14 protein-coding genes and 1 pseudogene are annotated in these 13,960 nt (G+C 72.8%); 9 read left to right on the top strand and 6 right to left on the bottom strand.

Going from position 1 to position 13,960, the window contains the following annotated elements:
* Window positions 1–266: 266 nt before the first annotated feature.
* The 7 genes from LCD35_RS11530 to LCD35_RS11560 all read left to right on the top strand — a co-directional run bounded on the left by LCD35_RS11530 (window position 267) and on the right by LCD35_RS11560 (window position 7,044).
* Entirely contained in the window at window positions 267–800 is a 534-nt protein-coding gene (locus LCD35_RS11530; protein WP_225044159.1) for a GNAT family N-acetyltransferase, read from the top strand.
* Between the two features lie 428 nt (window positions 801–1,228).
* Entirely contained in the window at window positions 1,229–2,155 is a 927-nt protein-coding gene (kdgD, locus tag LCD35_RS11535) for a 5-dehydro-4-deoxyglucarate dehydratase (protein WP_224956247.1), read from the top strand.
* A gap of 75 nt (window positions 2,156–2,230) precedes the next feature.
* Complete coding sequence (locus LCD35_RS11540; RefSeq protein ID WP_224956248.1) at window positions 2,231–3,112, top strand: ABC transporter permease; 882 nt, start codon at window positions 2,231–2,233, stop codon at window positions 3,110–3,112.
* Entirely contained in the window at window positions 3,109–4,119 is a 1,011-nt protein-coding gene (locus tag LCD35_RS11545; protein WP_225044160.1) for an ABC transporter substrate-binding protein, read from the top strand. The genes LCD35_RS11540 and LCD35_RS11545 overlap by 4 nt, the downstream gene beginning before the upstream one ends.
* 11 nt (window positions 4,120–4,130) lie before the next feature.
* Window positions 4,131–4,910 (top strand): ABC transporter ATP-binding protein, encoded by a 780-nt coding sequence (locus LCD35_RS11550; RefSeq protein WP_224956250.1) that lies wholly within the window; start codon window positions 4,131–4,133, stop codon window positions 4,908–4,910.
* Between the two features lie 20 nt (window positions 4,911–4,930).
* Window positions 4,931–6,586 (top strand): M24 family metallopeptidase, encoded by a 1,656-nt coding sequence (locus tag LCD35_RS11555; protein WP_225044161.1) that lies wholly within the window; start codon window positions 4,931–4,933, stop codon window positions 6,584–6,586.
* A complete protein-coding gene (locus LCD35_RS11560) occupies window positions 6,583–7,044 on the top strand; it encodes a RidA family protein (RefSeq protein ID WP_224956252.1) in 462 nt (153 codons plus the stop codon). The genes LCD35_RS11555 and LCD35_RS11560 overlap by 4 nt, the downstream gene beginning before the upstream one ends.
* Before the next feature lie 112 nt (window positions 7,045–7,156).
* On the opposite strand, the gene LCD35_RS11565 is transcribed toward LCD35_RS11560, so the two are convergent.
* The 4 genes and pseudogenes from LCD35_RS11565 to pepE all read right to left on the bottom strand — a co-directional run bounded on the left by LCD35_RS11565 (window position 7,157) and on the right by pepE (window position 9,664).
* On the bottom strand, window positions 7,157–7,642 hold the full coding sequence (locus LCD35_RS11565) for an EamA family transporter (protein WP_308016904.1): 486 nt from the start codon (window positions 7,640–7,642) through the stop codon (window positions 7,157–7,159).
* A gap of 181 nt (window positions 7,643–7,823) precedes the next feature.
* Window positions 7,824–8,231, bottom strand: a pseudogene (locus LCD35_RS11570) (EamA family transporter); the annotation flags it as partial.
* Window positions 8,228–8,812, bottom strand: coding sequence for a TetR/AcrR family transcriptional regulator (locus tag LCD35_RS11575; RefSeq protein ID WP_225044163.1), 585 nt, complete (start codon window positions 8,810–8,812; stop codon window positions 8,228–8,230). The gene LCD35_RS11575 and the pseudogene LCD35_RS11570, both read right to left, overlap by 4 nt.
* 123 nt (window positions 8,813–8,935) lie before the next feature.
* Window positions 8,936–9,664 carry a dipeptidase PepE gene (gene pepE / locus LCD35_RS11580; RefSeq protein WP_308011234.1) on the bottom strand — a complete coding sequence of 243 codons (729 nt, stop codon included), beginning with the start codon at window positions 9,662–9,664 and terminating at the stop codon, window positions 8,936–8,938.
* Between the two features lie 86 nt (window positions 9,665–9,750).
* Here pepE and lhgO point away from each other — a divergent pair, with 86 nt between their 5' ends.
* Window positions 9,751–10,953, top strand: coding sequence for an L-2-hydroxyglutarate oxidase (lhgO, locus tag LCD35_RS11585; protein ID WP_225044164.1), 1,203 nt, complete (start codon window positions 9,751–9,753; stop codon window positions 10,951–10,953).
* 25 nt (window positions 10,954–10,978) lie between these two features.
* On the opposite strand, the gene LCD35_RS11590 is transcribed toward lhgO, so the two are convergent.
* Together LCD35_RS11590 and LCD35_RS11595 are read right to left on the bottom strand one after the other, a co-directional pair.
* The gene (locus tag LCD35_RS11590) at window positions 10,979–11,434 is read right to left on the bottom strand and encodes a phage holin family protein (RefSeq protein WP_225044165.1); all 456 of its coding nucleotides are present in this window, start codon (window positions 11,432–11,434) and stop codon (window positions 10,979–10,981) included.
* A 94-nt stretch (window positions 11,435–11,528) separates the two neighbouring features.
* Window positions 11,529–12,509: a Ppx/GppA phosphatase family protein gene (locus LCD35_RS11595; RefSeq protein ID WP_224956257.1), complete on the bottom strand. Its 981-nt coding sequence runs from the start codon at window positions 12,507–12,509 to the stop codon at window positions 11,529–11,531.
* Between the two features lie 304 nt (window positions 12,510–12,813).
* On the opposite strand from LCD35_RS11595, the gene LCD35_RS11600 reads away from it, so the two are divergent.
* On the top strand, window positions 12,814–13,860 hold the full coding sequence (locus tag LCD35_RS11600) for an LLM class F420-dependent oxidoreductase (protein WP_224956258.1): 1,047 nt from the start codon (window positions 12,814–12,816) through the stop codon (window positions 13,858–13,860).
* Window positions 13,861–13,960 lie beyond the last annotated feature (100 nt).

Consider the following 13,960-nt stretch of genomic DNA (forward strand, 5'->3'; position numbering starts at 1 on the left):
GCACATGCGGCTCGGAGGTGACCGAAGACGACGGCAACTGACCGGTGGTTCATGGCTGGCCGCCCCCGGTACTCGTGTCGAACAGGCCCTGTCGTCCCGGAAACTCCGGCTTCAACGCGACCGACGGGGTCGGCAGCAGATCAGCGGCGCCCCGAAGCGCTGTAGGGTTCCGGTGGGAGTTCGAGGGGCGCTGCAGCGGGTTCGGCCTGTCACGCTCGGGTTCCTGTTTCCGGCCAAGGGCGTCTTCCGTGGTGGAGGAGACCGCTGTGGCACTGCGCTCGAACGAGATCACCTACTCCGCTCCCGAGGTCGGCGAGCACGCGGCGTTGCGGGCGATGGCCCGGGAGTCGTTCGCCGCGACGTTCGGGGCGCGGTACGACGCGGGGCCGTTCGGGGTGTTCCTCGACGAGGCTTACGGGCCCGGTGGGTCGATGGATCGGGATCTGGGGAACCCGGACGTGCGGTGGCTGGTGGCGTTCCACCGGTCGGCGCCCGTCGGGTACGCGAAGGTGACGCCGTTGCGGGCGCCCGCGGTGGACCCCGCGCCGGGCGCCGTTGAGCTGCAGCAGATCTACGTGCTCGCGGAGTGGCACGGTCGCGGGGTGGCCGTCGAGCTCGTGGAGTGGGCGTTGCGGACCGCCGCCGCGCGGCGGGCTCCGGAGATCTACCTGACGGTGTTCGACCACAACGAGCGGGCGAAGCGGTTCTACCGGCGGTACGGGTTCGCGGAGGTCGGCCGCTGCACGTTCACGCTCGGCGACCGGGTCGACGACGATCGGATCTGGCGGCGCGAGCTCTGACGTCCGGGCCGGGCCGCGGGTACCGCACGGCCGAGCGGAGCGGCCGGGGAAACGCGCCGCCGAGCCCCTTCGCGACTCCGACCCCGGCTCGACCGAGGCTCCGCCCGCGACTCCGAACCCGGCTCGACCGGGGCTCCGACCCCGGCTCGACTGAGCCGCCGCGATTCCCCCGGCGCGGCCCGGCCTCCGCCTGCGATCCCGGATCCGGCACGACCTGACCTGCACCCGCGATCCGGTGCTGCCGGGCCGGGCCCCGTTCGCCGGGGCTCGTGCCGATGGGAGGAAGGGCGGGCCGCGGACCTGCACCGAGCGTGCTCACCGATCCAATCCACGCATCACTCGATGCGAAACAAGTCTTGGACGGGATCGGTCGCTGCTCCTTACGCTCACCTGCAATCGCAGTCCGCTGTCAGCCAGGAGGAACGCACATGCCGGCCATCGCTCCCAGCGAGCTCGCCCACCGCCTCGGTTCGGGGCTGTTGTCGTTCCCGGTCACCCACTTCACCGATGATCTCGAGTTCGACGAGGCCGCGTACCGGGACAACATCGCCCGGTTGGCGAAGTACGACGTGGCGGGGTTGTTCGCGGCGGGCGGCACCGGCGAGTTCTTCTCGCTCACCCCGTCCGAGGTCGGCCGGGTCGTGCGCGCCGCCGTCCAGAGCGCCCCGGAGAGCACCCCGGTGCTGGCCCCGGCGGGGCACGGCACCGCTCAGGCGGTGGCGTTCGCCGAAGACGCGGAGGCCGCCGGGGCGGACGGCGTGCTGCTGTTCCCGCCCTACCTGACCGAGGCGTCCGCGGCGGGCCTGGTGGCGCACGTGCGCGCGGTGTGCGCGGCGACCTCGCTCGGCGTGGTGATCTACAGCCGGGCGAACGCGGTGTACACGGCGGAGGCGGTCGCGGAGCTCGCCGACAGCTGCCCGAACCTGATCGGGTTCAAGGACGGCGTGGGAGACCTGGAGAACATCACCCGCATCCACTCGCGGCTCGGCGACCGGCTCGTCTACATCGGCGGGCTACCGACCGCGGAGACGTTCGCGCTGCCCTACCTGGAGCTCGGCGTCACCACCTACAGCTCGGCGATCTTCAACTTCCTGCCGGAGTTCGCGCTGGCCTTCTACGCGGCGGTGCGCGCGGGCGACCGCCCGCGGGTGCGGCGGCTGCTCGACGAGGTCGTGCTGCCGTACACGGCGATCCGGGACCGCAGCCCGGGCTACGCGGTGAGCATCGTGAAGGCGGGCCTGGACCTGGCGGGCCACCCGGCGGGCCCGGTGCGGCCGCCGCTGACCGACCTGGACGAGCAGGAGCGCGCGCTGCTGTCCGAGGTGATCGCGGTGTCGCGCACGCTCGCCCCCTGAGCCGCGGGGCCGGGCGTCGACGCGGAACCCGGCCCTGCCCCCGCTCCGTGCACCTTCCAACGCTGTGAGGAACGCATGACTCCACCCCCGCCCCCGGAGACCGGCCGGTCCGTGCTCGACCCGCCCGGCACGGGGCGCCCCGATCAGCACGAACGGGGCGCCCCCGACGCCGCACCCGCGCGGCGCCGCCGCGGCCCGGCCCGGGAGTCCGTCCTGGCCGCCGCGAAGGCCGTCGCGGGCATCGTCGGGCTGTTCGCGCTGTGGGAGATCGCCGTGCGGGTCTTCGACCCGCCGGAGTACCTGATGGTCGGCCCGCTCTCCGCGTTCGTGGAACTGGCCGAACGCCCCGGCTACTTCGCGGAGAACACGTTCATCACGGTGCAGGAGGCGCTGGCCGGGTTCGCGCTCGGCACCGCCCTGGGCGTGCTGTGCGGGGCGGCGCTGCACTACTCGACGACGGTGCGCAGCTTCCTGTACCCGGCGCTGATCGCGATCGACACGGTGCCGAAGGTGGCGCTGGCGCCGCTGTTCATCGTGTGGTTCGGCTTCGGCTTCGAGTCGAAGGCGTTCGTGGCGATGGCCATCGCGTTCTTCCCGCTGGTGATCAACACCTACGACGGGTTGCGCTCGGTGCCGCACGAGCTGCAGGAGCTGGCGCGGATCAACAAGGCCTCGCAGTGGAAGAAGATGACGAAGATCGAGTTCATCCACGCGATCCCGTCGATCCTCTCCGGCGCGAAGATCTCCATCTCGCTGGCCGTCGGCGGCGCGGTCGTCGGCGAGTTCATCGCCGGGTCGAAGGGCCTCGGCTACGTGATCATGCTGGCGAACAGCCAGATCGACCTGCCGTCGATGTTCGCCGCGTTCATCGTGCTGGCCGCGATCGCGCTGGTGCTGTTCTTCCTGGTCGACCTCGCCGGGCGCAAGCTCGTCCCGTGGAAGCAGCACACCCGATGAGGCCGCGGACGCTGCTCGCGCTGGGCTCGGTGCTGGCGCTGCTGGCGCTGGTGTCCTGCGGCGCCGACACCGGGCGGGAGCGGATGTCGCTGATGCTCGACGTCAGCTGGCTGCCGAAGCACGCGCCGTTCGTGTCCGCCGTCGAACGCGGCTTCTTCGCCGCCGAGGGCATCGACCTGGAGGTCATGCCGGGCTCCGGCTCCACCAACACCGTCACCGCCGTCGACACCGGCAAGGTCGACTTCGGCTGGGCCGACTACGGCTCCTCGGTGCTCAGCCAGGGCCGGGGCGCCGAGGTCAAGCAGGTCAACCTGGTGCAGGCGCGCTCCGCCTACGCGGTCATCGCGCTCGCGGGCACCGGCATCGACGACTGGCAGGACCTCCGGGGCAAGACCGTCGCCACCGAAGCGACCGGGGCGATGACCGCGATGTGGCCGTACGCGCTGAGCAAGCTCGGCATGGCCGTCGAGGACGTGAACGTCGTGCACGCCACCGGCGCCGCGAAGATGCCCGGCCTGGTCGCCGGGCAGTGGGACGCGAACCTCGCGCTCTACGTCTCCGACCAGCCGACGCTCGACGCGCTGGACCGGGAGGCCACCGTGCTGAAGTGGTCCGACCTGGGCATCGACCTGTACGGCAACGGCATCGTGGCCTCCGACGAGAAGCTGCGCACCCACCCGGACCAGGTGAAGCGGTTCAACCGCGCGATGCAGCGGGGTTTCCTCTGGGCCTGCGACCACCCGGAGCAGGCCGCGCAGGACTTCGGCGAGGAGGTCAGCGGGTACGAGGACCGCACCGTCGTGCTCGCCATCGACGAGCAGTGCGAGCTGAACTGGGGCGCGGGCGACGCCTACGGCGAGATGGACGACGCGGGCGTCCAGCAGATGATCGACGTCGCGCGGGACTTCCTCGGGCTCAGCCCGGACGCGCACCTCACCCCCGCCGACGTCTACAGCAACGACTACCTCGAACCGCTGCACCGCGGCCAGACGATCACAACGCCGTGACGGAGAGCCAGATGAGCCACGAATACGCGATTTCGGTGAACGACGTCGGCAAGACCTTCCGGTCGCGGGACGGGCAGCACAACACCGTCCTGCGCGGCATGGACTTCCGCGTGCGGCCAGGGGAGTTCGTCTCCATCGTCGGCCAGTCCGGCAGCGGCAAGACGACCCTGCTCAAGACCATCTCCGGGCTCCAGGACCCCACCGAGGGCGAGATCCTGGTGAAGGGGCGCCCCATCAAGGAAGGGCTGGAGGACATCGCGATGGTGTTCCAGAGCCCGGTGCTGCTGCCCTGGCGCAACAACCTCGACAACGTGCTGCTGCCGCTGGAGTTCCGCGGCACCCGCGATCGCGCGGCCGAGGACTACGCGCGGGAGCTGCTGGAGATGGTGGGCTTGGGCGACCGCGCCACCCGCTACTCCTACGAGCTCAGCGGCGGCATGCAGCAGCGCGTCGCCATCTGCCGCGCCCTCGTGTCGCGGCCCGAGCTGCTGCTGATGGACGAACCGTTCGGCGCGCTCGACGCCATGACCCGGGACTCGATGAACTTCGAGATCCAGCGGATCTGGCGCAACACCGGGTGCAGCGTCCTGTTCGTCACGCACAGCATCCCGGAAGCGGTGTGGCTGGCCGATCGCGTCGTCGTGGTCGGCGGCAAACCGGGCCGCATCGTCGCCGACGTCGACGTCGACCTGCCGCGGCCGCGCGGCAAGGAGCACCGCTTCTCCCCCGCCTTCTCCGAGTACGCGACCGAGATCGAGTCGCACATCGGCGTCACCACCGGCATCAGCTGATCACCACCCAGGAGGAACACATGTTGCACCTCACCGCGGACGAGGCACTGGTCGAGCAGCACTACGGGCTCGACGCCCGGCGCAGCCTGCTGTTCTCCGCGATCCGCCTGGACTCGCACCCGCTGGTGAGCCCGCTGATCGCCGAGCGCGACGGCGAGCGCCACCTGCTGGTGCGCCAGCAGGAGCAGGGCAACGCGCTGTCGGCGGGCGTGCCCGCGGAGCAGATCCGCTTCTACGCCCCGTGGGTGACGATCGATCCGCGGGTCGTCGAAGGCACCCGGGTGGCGGGTTCGCTGCCGGAGCTCGTCGCCGAACTCGCCGGGGACGGGCGGGTGCACCTGGCCGCGGACGTCGTGCTTGCCCACCACCGGGCGTTCACCGCCTCCGGTGCCCTGGAGGTCACCGTCGACGCCACCACGCCGCGACCGGTGGTCGCCCACGAGGTGGACACCGCATCCGTGCTGGCCCGGTTCGCCGAATGGCGGTCCGAGGGCGCGCGGGTCGCGGAGAAGCTCATCGACGGGGTCGAGCACCTCGACGGGCTCGCCGCGGAGATCCCCGACGGCACGGACACCCGGTACGCGGCGCTGACCGAACTGGCCACCGAGCGCGCGCTGGACGCGGTGCTGCTGGCCGCCACCCCCAACCACACCGAGGTCACCGGGCACGAGCAGCCGGCCGGAGCGGTCGCCGTGTGGCTGCCCGCCGCCGGGCGCCTCCTCGTGCTCGCCCCGGAAGGCACCTCCGGGCTGCCCGGCACGCCCGTCGGCCGGTACGACTCGTTCGGGGCCGCGGTCGCCGAGCTGAGCCCCGGCCCGCGCGTCGGCGTCGAGGAGGAGTTCGTCGGCATCGGCTTCGCCCAGGAGCTGGAGCAGGCCGGCAGCGAGCTCGTCGGCGTCTCCGCGGCGCTCGGGCACTGGCGCGACGTCCGGGACCACGAGGACCTCGCGTTCCAGATCATCGCCGCGCGGACCAGCGTGTTCGCCATCGAAGCCGCGCTGGCCTGGGCGGAGCGGGGCATCGAGGAGGGCCGCGAGTTCACCGAGCTCGACATCTACGCCGTCTACCTCGACAAGATCGTCGAGTTCCGCACCGAGCGCGACATCCCGTTCGGCATCGAGCCGTACTTCACCAACCTGCACTCGTCGAACCGGATGCTGTTCCCGGGGCCGCCGGTGGACTTCCCGATCAACCGGGACACCACCTGCATCCAGCTCGACGCGGGCGTGCGGATCGTGGCGGGCGGCGTCACCGTCGCCACCTCCGACATGGCCCGTTCGCTGCCGCGCACCGCGGGCGCGAAGGAGGCGTACGCGTTCTTCTTCGACGTGGTGCGCGAGGGCATCATCGGGCAGCTACGCCCCGGCGTGGTGTGCCAGGACGTGCACGAGGGCACGTTGGAGTATTTGGCGCCGCACCTGGACCGGATGCGCGAGATCGGCGTGCTCGGCACCGAGGTCGACTTCAACACCGAGTACCGCAAGCGCAACGTCGGGCACCTGATGGGCAAGCAGGAATCGTTCGCGAACGAGCTGCGCCCCGGCTACGAGCACGTGCTGCGGGTCGGTTCGTTCGGCGCCGCCGAGATCCCGTGGCGGTACGACGACGTGGCCATCGGCACCGAAGACCTCTGGTACATCGGCGCGGACCGGACCTACGTGGTGAGCAAGTGGTGAGCGCCGTCCGCAGCAGGCTCGCCGAGCTGTCCCTGGAACTGCCGGTGCTCGGCCCGCCGAAGTACGCCTACGAACCGGCGGTGCTGTCCGGGGAACTGCTGCACGTGTCCGGGCAGATCTCCCGCACCGCCGCCGGCGAGGTCCTCGGCGGGCGGCTCGGCGCGGACGCCGACGTGGCCGCCGGGGTGGCCGCCGCGCGGGTCAGCGCGCTGAACCTGCTGGCGCGGGTCGACGACGCGGTGGGGCTGGAGAACGTGGTGCGGGTGCTCAAGCTGAACGCGTGGGTGAACAGCACCCCGGACGCGATCCAGCAGCCCGAGGTGGTCGACGGCGCCTCCCGGCTGCTGATCGACGTGCTCGGCGACGCGGGCAGGCACGCCCGCACCGCCCTGCCCGCACCGACGCTCCCGCAAGGGGCGCTGGTCGAACTCGACGCGGTCATCACCGTCCGCTCCTGATCGCCCGATCCACACCCGAGGTCCGGTTCGGGAGGCGGAATCCCGCCCCTGGGCCGGACCTCGGCGCGTCCGTCCACGATGGACACCCGATCCGCCGGACGCGGGTCCGCGTTCAGTCCTCCGCTGCCGGGGCCGGGGCCGGGTGCGCCGCCCGGCGTCGCCCGGTGACGAGCCGCGGGCGGGTTCCGGGCGTCGGGGCGGTGAGCACGACGAGGCAGCCGAGGACGAGGGCGATGCCGACCCAGCCCGCGGCGGGCAGCCGTTCCCCGACGACGAGCACGGCGAGCACCGCGGCGACCGCCGGTTCCAGCAGCGACAGCGTGGTCGCGGTGCTCGCGGCGATGTGCCCGAGCCCCCAGCCGAAAAGCAGGTAACCCAGGAACATCGGCACCAGCGCCAGGTAGGCCCCGACCGCCGCGTTCGCCGCCGACGCGAGCAACGGCGCCCCGGTCGCGACCAGCACCGGCAGCAGCAGCACCCCGCCGAGCCCGAAGATGCCGCCCATCGCCACCGCGGACGAGACACCGCCGCTGATCAGCCGGTGCGCGGCCCACGAGTACGTCGCGTAGGTGCCCCCGGCCACCAGGCCGAGGACCACGCCCAGCGCGCTCCCCCACCCGGGCGCGACCGCGCCCGCCGGGGGCGGGCGGCCGGCGGGGAGCGGCCCGCCCCGCCCCCCCCCCCCCCCCCCCCCGCCGCCCGCCCCCCCCCCCCCCCCCCCCCCCCCCCCGGGGCGCCCCCCCCCCCGCGCGGCCCCCGGCCGCACACAGCAGCACCGTCCCGGACAACCCGAGCCCCGCGCCGAGCAGCCAGCGGCGGCTCAGCCGCCGCCCGTCGACCACGCGCTCGACCAGCGCGGACGCCAGCGGCGCCGACCCGATCGACACCACGGTGCCCGCGGCGACCCCGGCCAGGTGCATCGAGCTGTAGAACGCCAGCGGGTAGACGGCGACCGCCACCGCGCCCAGCAGCACCGGTCCCGGCCGGGCGCGCAGCAGCCGGGCCCCGCGCACCAGGCGCGGGCCGGCGACCAGTGCTTGCAGCAGGCCGCCGGTGCCCATCGCGACGGCCCCGATCGCCAGCGGCCCCACGTCGGGTGCGAAGCTCGCCGCGGTCCCGGTGGTCGCCCACAGCACCGAGGCGAGCAGCACGGCCACCACTCCGAGCGAGCTGCCGTTGCGGCTCACAGCCGGCCCACCAGGTCCGCCGCCATCGTCCGCGCGTGCCGCAGCCGTTCCCCGTCGCCTTCGAGCCCGGCGCGGGCCATCGCACCTTCGAGCAGGAACGCCAGGTGTTCGGCGGCGGCGCGCGCGTCCTCGGGCCGGTCGGGCAGCTGCTCGCCGAGGGCGTCGGAGAGCAGCGACTCGACCTCTTCCTTGTGCCTGCGCACCACCGCCCGGCCGTCGTGCCCGGCGGGCAGCTCGGCGGCCGCGTTGAGCAGCCCGCAGCCGCGGAACCCGTGCTCGTGGGCGAGTTCCGCGTGGTCCGCGTACGCGTCGAAGACGGCGAGCACCCGGCCGCGCGCGTCCGCGGCCCGCGCCAGCCGCCGCCGGTGCAACTCCCGCCACTCCTCGTGCCGCGCTTCGAGGTAGGCGCGCACCAGATCCGCCTTGGAGGAGAAGTTGTTGTACAGGCTCATCTTCGCGACACCGGCTTCGGTGGTGATCGCGTCGATCCCCGTCGCGGACACCCCGTCCCGGTAGAAGCGGCGCGCCGCCGCCGCGAGCAACCGCTCGCGCGCGCTGAGCCGAGCACCCGCACCGACCACCGCAACCTCCTCGCCACCGCGACTGGGTAGACCAGTCTACCTAGCCAGCTGCCGAGGACCAGCTCGCCCCGGACGGCCGAGCACTCGACCGGACGACCTCGCGACGACCCGGACGATCGGCGATCAGCACAGGTCGTAGCGCGGGATGGTGCCGAGCAGGTGGGTCAGGTCGGTGCCGGGCGCGAGGTCCCGCGCCGGGGCGCGGCGGGTGAACAGCCGGGCCGCGTCGGCGCCGCCCAGCTCGGCGCGGCGACCGCGGACCCGCAGCCAGGCTCCTTCCCGCAGGGCGAGCACCGGTACGTCGTTGTGCTCCAGGAACTCGGCGAGGCGCTCGTCGCGGCTCTCGCCGCGGTGCGTGCTCGCCGGGTCCGGCGGCAGGTAGTGCGGGTTGATCTGGAACGGCACCAGGCCGAGCGCGGCGAACGAGGCCGGTTGCACGATCGGCATGTCGTTGCTGGTGCGCAGGCTCGGGCAGGCCAGGTTGGTGCCCGCGCTGGAACCCAGGTACGGCACGCCCGCCAGCACGGCGCGGCGCAGCGCGCGGACTAGGCCCTGCCGCTGCAAGGTCGCGAGCAGCCGGAACGTGTTGCCCCCACCCAGGAACACGGCTTCCGCCGACGCGATGGCGCGCACCGGATCGGTGGCGCGGTGCAGGCCGTCGACCTTGATCCCGGCGGAGCTGAGCACCGAGTGCGCGATGCGCGCGTAGTCGTCGAAGTCGCGGCGGGCGTAGGGGATGAACAGCATCCGCTCCCGGCCGGCCATCAGCTCCGCGATCGCGGGCAGTGCGTGCCCGAGGAAGCCCGGTGACCCGTGCACCCGTGAGCTCGACAGCAGGAGCAGCTGCACCACGGCATTCCCTCCCCGCACCCGTGAACCGGAGCGAACCCTACCGCCGCCGCTGGAACCGGTGGGGCGGGACGGGCAGGATGACCGGCATGGCCGGAGACGAGGACGTGACGATCATCGGCGGCGGCATCGTGGGCCTGGCCACGGCGCGGGCGCTGGCCCGCGGGGGCGCGGCCGGGCGGATCGTGGTGCTGGAGAAGGAGCCGGCCGTGGGCGCGCACCAGAGCGGCCACAACTCCGGCGTGCTCCACAGTGGACTGTACTACCCGCCGGGCAGCGCGAAGGCGCGGTTCGCCCGCACGGGAGCGGAAGCGATGCACCGGTTCTGCGCCGAGCACGGGGTTCCGGTGCGGCGCACCGGCAAGCTCGTCGTGGCCACCCGGCCGGAGCAGCTGCCGCGGCAGGCCGAGCTCGCCCGCCGCGGCACCGCCAACGGCGTTCGCCTGTCCGAAGTGGACGGTTCGGCGATCGCCGAGCGGGAACCGCAGGTGCGCGGGCTTCGCGCGCTGCTGGTGCCGGACGCGGGGATCACCGACTTCGGCGCCGTCTGCGCGGCGCTGGCCGCGGACCTCGCCGCCGACGGCGTCGAGGTCCGGGCCGGCTGCGAGCTGCGCTCGGTGCGCCGCGACGGCGACCGGCTCGTGCTGGGCACCAAGACCGGCGAGGTGCGCACCCGGTTCGCGGTGAATTGCGCCGGGCTGCACAGCGACACCGTGGCGGAGCTCGCGGGCACCCGGCCGGCCGCGCGGATCCTGCCGTTCCGCGGCGAGTACTACGAGGCCGCGCCGGGGCGCCGCGACCTGGTGCGCGCGCTGGTCTACCCGGTGCCGGACCCGGCGTTCCCGTTCCTCGGCGTGCACTTCACGCGGATGGCCGACGGCGGGCTGCACGTGGGGCCGAACGCGGTTCCGGCGCTGGCCCGCGAGGGCTACGACTGGCGGACCTGGTCGGCACCGCACCTGCGGCGGCTGCTGCGCGATCCGGCGTTGCGGGCGCTGGCGAAGCGCTACTGGCGGACCGGTGCGGCGGAGATCGCGCGCTCAGCGGTGAAACCGCTGTTCGTGCGGGCCGCGCGGGAGCTGCTGCCGGGGTTGCGCGGGACGGACCTGGTGCCCGCGCCCGCGGGGGTGCGGGCGCAGGCGGTCCGCCCGGACGGCACCCTCGTCGACGACTTCCTGGTGCACGAGGACGACCGCTGGGTGCACGTTCTCAACGCGCCCTCCCCCGCGGCGACCGCGTCGCTGCGCATCGGCGAGGACATCGCGGACCGGGTCGGCGCCAAGCTCGCCTAGGCCCGGCCCGCCGGACGCGTGCGGATCAGTAGTAGCCGCGGTCCCGGTAGTCGCGGTACTCGCGGTATTCGCGGTATTCGCGCTCCCGGTTCTCCGCGGCGTTGATGCTGATCCGGCGCACCACGCCGTGCAGCACGCTGCTGACGATCGTCACGACCAGCGCGCCCCAGAACGCGGCCCAGAACCCGTCCACGTGGAACGGCATGTTCAGCTCGCCCGCCACGTACCCGGCGAGCCAGAACAGCAGCGCGTTCACCACCAGTCCGAACAGCCCGAGCGTGACCAGGTACAGCAGGCAGCCGAACGTCTTCGCGATCGGCTTCAGCACCGCGTTGATCACGCCGACCACGACCGCGACCACCAGCAGGGTGACGATCTTCGTTCCGGCGTCCGTGCTCGCGTCGCCGAGCTCGATGCCGGGCAGCGCGGTCGTCGCCCACACGGCGACCGCGGTGATCAGGATGTGCAGCAGGACCGTCACGAAGTGGCCTCCCGAGTTCGCCGTGGAGCCTTGCACGCTACCGTTCCGGCCCCGCCCGGGAACCGCCCACCGCGAGACGCGGGGATGCACCTGTTCAGGCGAACATCTCGTCGGTCAACCGGCGGATCGCCTCGGCGCGGGTGCACTGCCCGGCCCGCTCGTAGGCCTCGACGAAGCGGAAGACGAGCCCTTCGCGCAGCCCCCACGGGCACAGGTCGATCTCGTCGACGCCGAGGGCGCGCAGCAGCGAATCAGCGGTGATCGCGCCGGCGAGGATGCGCCGCGCCCTGCTGCGGGAGACGCCGGGGAGCTTGGCGCGCTCGGCCTGGCCGAGTTCGGCGAGCTGCGGGATCCACCGGGTCAGGTTCGTGCGCGCCAGGGTGTCCGGGTGCCGCACCAGCCGCTTCGACGAGCTCGCGGCGAGCACCGCCAGCTGCCGCAGCACCTTCGACTGGCCGACGGGCTGGCCGAGCCTGCGCCCGCGGAACGGGGCCAGCTCGACCGGGGCGACCGCTTCGACGGCCGCGTACAGGGCGGCGACCTGCTCCGGCGGCGGCGGGTCGGCGGGCAGGTGTTCGCGGGTGAGCCGGGCGGCACCCAGCGGCATCGACACCACTTCGTCCGGGTAGGGACCGGATCCGGTGGCGACCTCGGCGGTGCCGCCACCGATGTCGATGGTGGTCAGCGGGGTGTCCTCGCGGCCGTGCCAGCGACGGGCCGCGTGGTAGCAGAGCGCGGCTTCGGCGTGCGGGGTCATCGAGCCGATGCGGGTGCCCGCGGCGTCGGCGAGGCGGGCGCGCAGCTCGGTGCCGTTGGTGGCGTCGCGCACCGCGGCGGTGCCGAACGCGACGAGCGGTCCGCGCAGGTCGGTGCCGACGGCGCGCACGCAGCCCGCGACGGCGCGAGCGGCCTGCTCGATGCCCTCCTCGGTCACCGAGCCATCGGCGAGGGTGTTCTCGCCGAGGCGGGTGCGCTCCTTGTGGCTCCAGGAGGCGCGGGGCAGCCTGCCGCGGTCGAGGTCGACCAGTTCCAGCCGCGCCGCGGTGGAACCGATGTCGAGGAGTCCGAGCTTCATACCACCCTCACGTGTAGTCCGGACGGGCCTTCGAGGCGTAGGACGTACCTCCAGGAGCAGCAGCGCAGAACCATCGGCATGGCCGAATCATGCCGTATGCACAGGTTTTGTTCATCGCCCGTTCGGACTTTCTTGATCCGTAATTGATGTCACTGGTACATGAGCACTTCCGATGTCACACCAGGTGGTGTTACAAAGGAGTCACCCCTGACCGCTACCAAGCGGTAACCTCGGGGCGACCAGGTGCTGCGGCTGGAACGCGAGGTGCGCCCACCCGGCAACGTCAGCGACGGAGAGGACCACCATGCGCATCGGGATGCCGCTGAACTACAGCGGAGGCTTCAAGGAGACCGTCGACGAACTGGCCACCTACGAGAAGGCCGGACTCGACATCGTCTACGTAGCCGAAGCCTACTCGTTCGACGCGGTCAGCCAGATGGGCTTCATCGCCGCCCGCACCGAACGGCTCCAGATCGCCTCCGGGATCCTGCAGATCTACACCCGCACGCCCACCCTCACCGCGATGACCGCGGCCGGGCTGGACTTCGTCTCGGACGGCCGGTTCACCCTGGGCATCGGCGCCTCCGGGCCGCAGGTCATCGAAGGCTTCCACGGCGTGCCCTACGACGCGCCGCTGGGCCGCACCCGCGAACTGGTCGACATCTGCCGCCAGGTGTGGCGCCGCGAACGCGTGCAGCACGACGGCAAGCACTACCAGATCCCGCTGCCCGAAGGCCAGGGCACCGGGCTGGGCAAGCCGCTGAAGCTCATCAACCACCCGGTGCGCCCGAACATCCCGATCATGGTCGCGGCGATCGGCCCGAAGAACGTCGCGATGGTCGCCGAGATCGCCGAGGCGTGGGAACCGATCTTCTACGTCCCCGAGAAGGCCCACGAGGTCTGGGGCGAATCGCTGGCCGCCGGCAAGGCCAAGCGCGACCCCGAGCTCGGCGAGCTCGACGTCGTCGGCCAGGCCCCGCTGGCCATCGGCGACGACGTGGACGCGCTCGTCGACTCGATGCGCCCGATGCTCGCCCTCTACATCGGCGGCATGGGCGCCAAGGGCAAGAACTTCTACAACGACCTCGCCCGCCGCTACGGCTACGAGGCCGAGGCCGAGGAGATCCAGGACCTCTACCTGGACGGCAAGAAGGACGAGGCCGCGGCGAAGGTGCCGGACGAGCTGGTCGCCGCCAGCACCCTCATCGGCTCCGAGGGCCACGTGCGGGAACGCCTCGCCGCGTTCAAGGAGTCCGGCGTGACCACGATGAACGTGACGCCGCTCGCCGGGTCCTTCGAGGAGCGCACCAAGCTGATCGAGCAGATCCGCGGCATCGCCGACGACCTCTGATCCGCCCCGCGGCCCGGGGCGCCCCCCCCCCCCCGGCCCCGGGCGCCGGAGGAACCGGGGGACAGCCGCGGCGCCCACGGGGCCGGGCGCCCCGCGGCGC

It is taken from the genome of Saccharopolyspora sp. 6V (assembly GCF_020176785.1).
Classification (GTDB): Bacteria; Actinomycetota; Actinomycetes; order Mycobacteriales; family Pseudonocardiaceae; genus Saccharopolyspora_C; species Saccharopolyspora_C gregorii.

Bases quoted from the DNA above. Each gene is read 5' to 3' on its own strand.
- kdgD (WP_224956247.1), top strand. From the start codon at position 1,229: ATGCCGGCCATCGCTCCCAGCGAGCTCGCCCACCGCCTCGGTTCGGGG.
- LCD35_RS11540 (WP_224956248.1), top strand. From the start codon at position 2,231: ATGACTCCACCCCCGCCCCCGGAGACCGGCCGGTCCGTGCTCGACCCG.
- LCD35_RS11545 (WP_225044160.1), top strand. From the start codon at position 3,109: ATGAGGCCGCGGACGCTGCTCGCGCTGGGCTCGGTGCTGGCGCTGCTG.
- LCD35_RS11550 (WP_224956250.1), top strand. From the start codon at position 4,131: ATGAGCCACGAATACGCGATTTCGGTGAACGACGTCGGCAAGACCTTC.
- LCD35_RS11555 (WP_225044161.1), top strand. From the start codon at position 4,931: ATGTTGCACCTCACCGCGGACGAGGCACTGGTCGAGCAGCACTACGGG.
- lhgO (WP_225044164.1), top strand. From the start codon at position 9,751: ATGGCCGGAGACGAGGACGTGACGATCATCGGCGGCGGCATCGTGGGC.
- LCD35_RS11595 (WP_224956257.1), bottom strand. From the start codon at position 12,509: ATGAAGCTCGGACTCCTCGACATCGGTTCCACCGCGGCGCGGCTGGAA.
- LCD35_RS11600 (WP_224956258.1), top strand. From the start codon at position 12,814: ATGCGCATCGGGATGCCGCTGAACTACAGCGGAGGCTTCAAGGAGACC.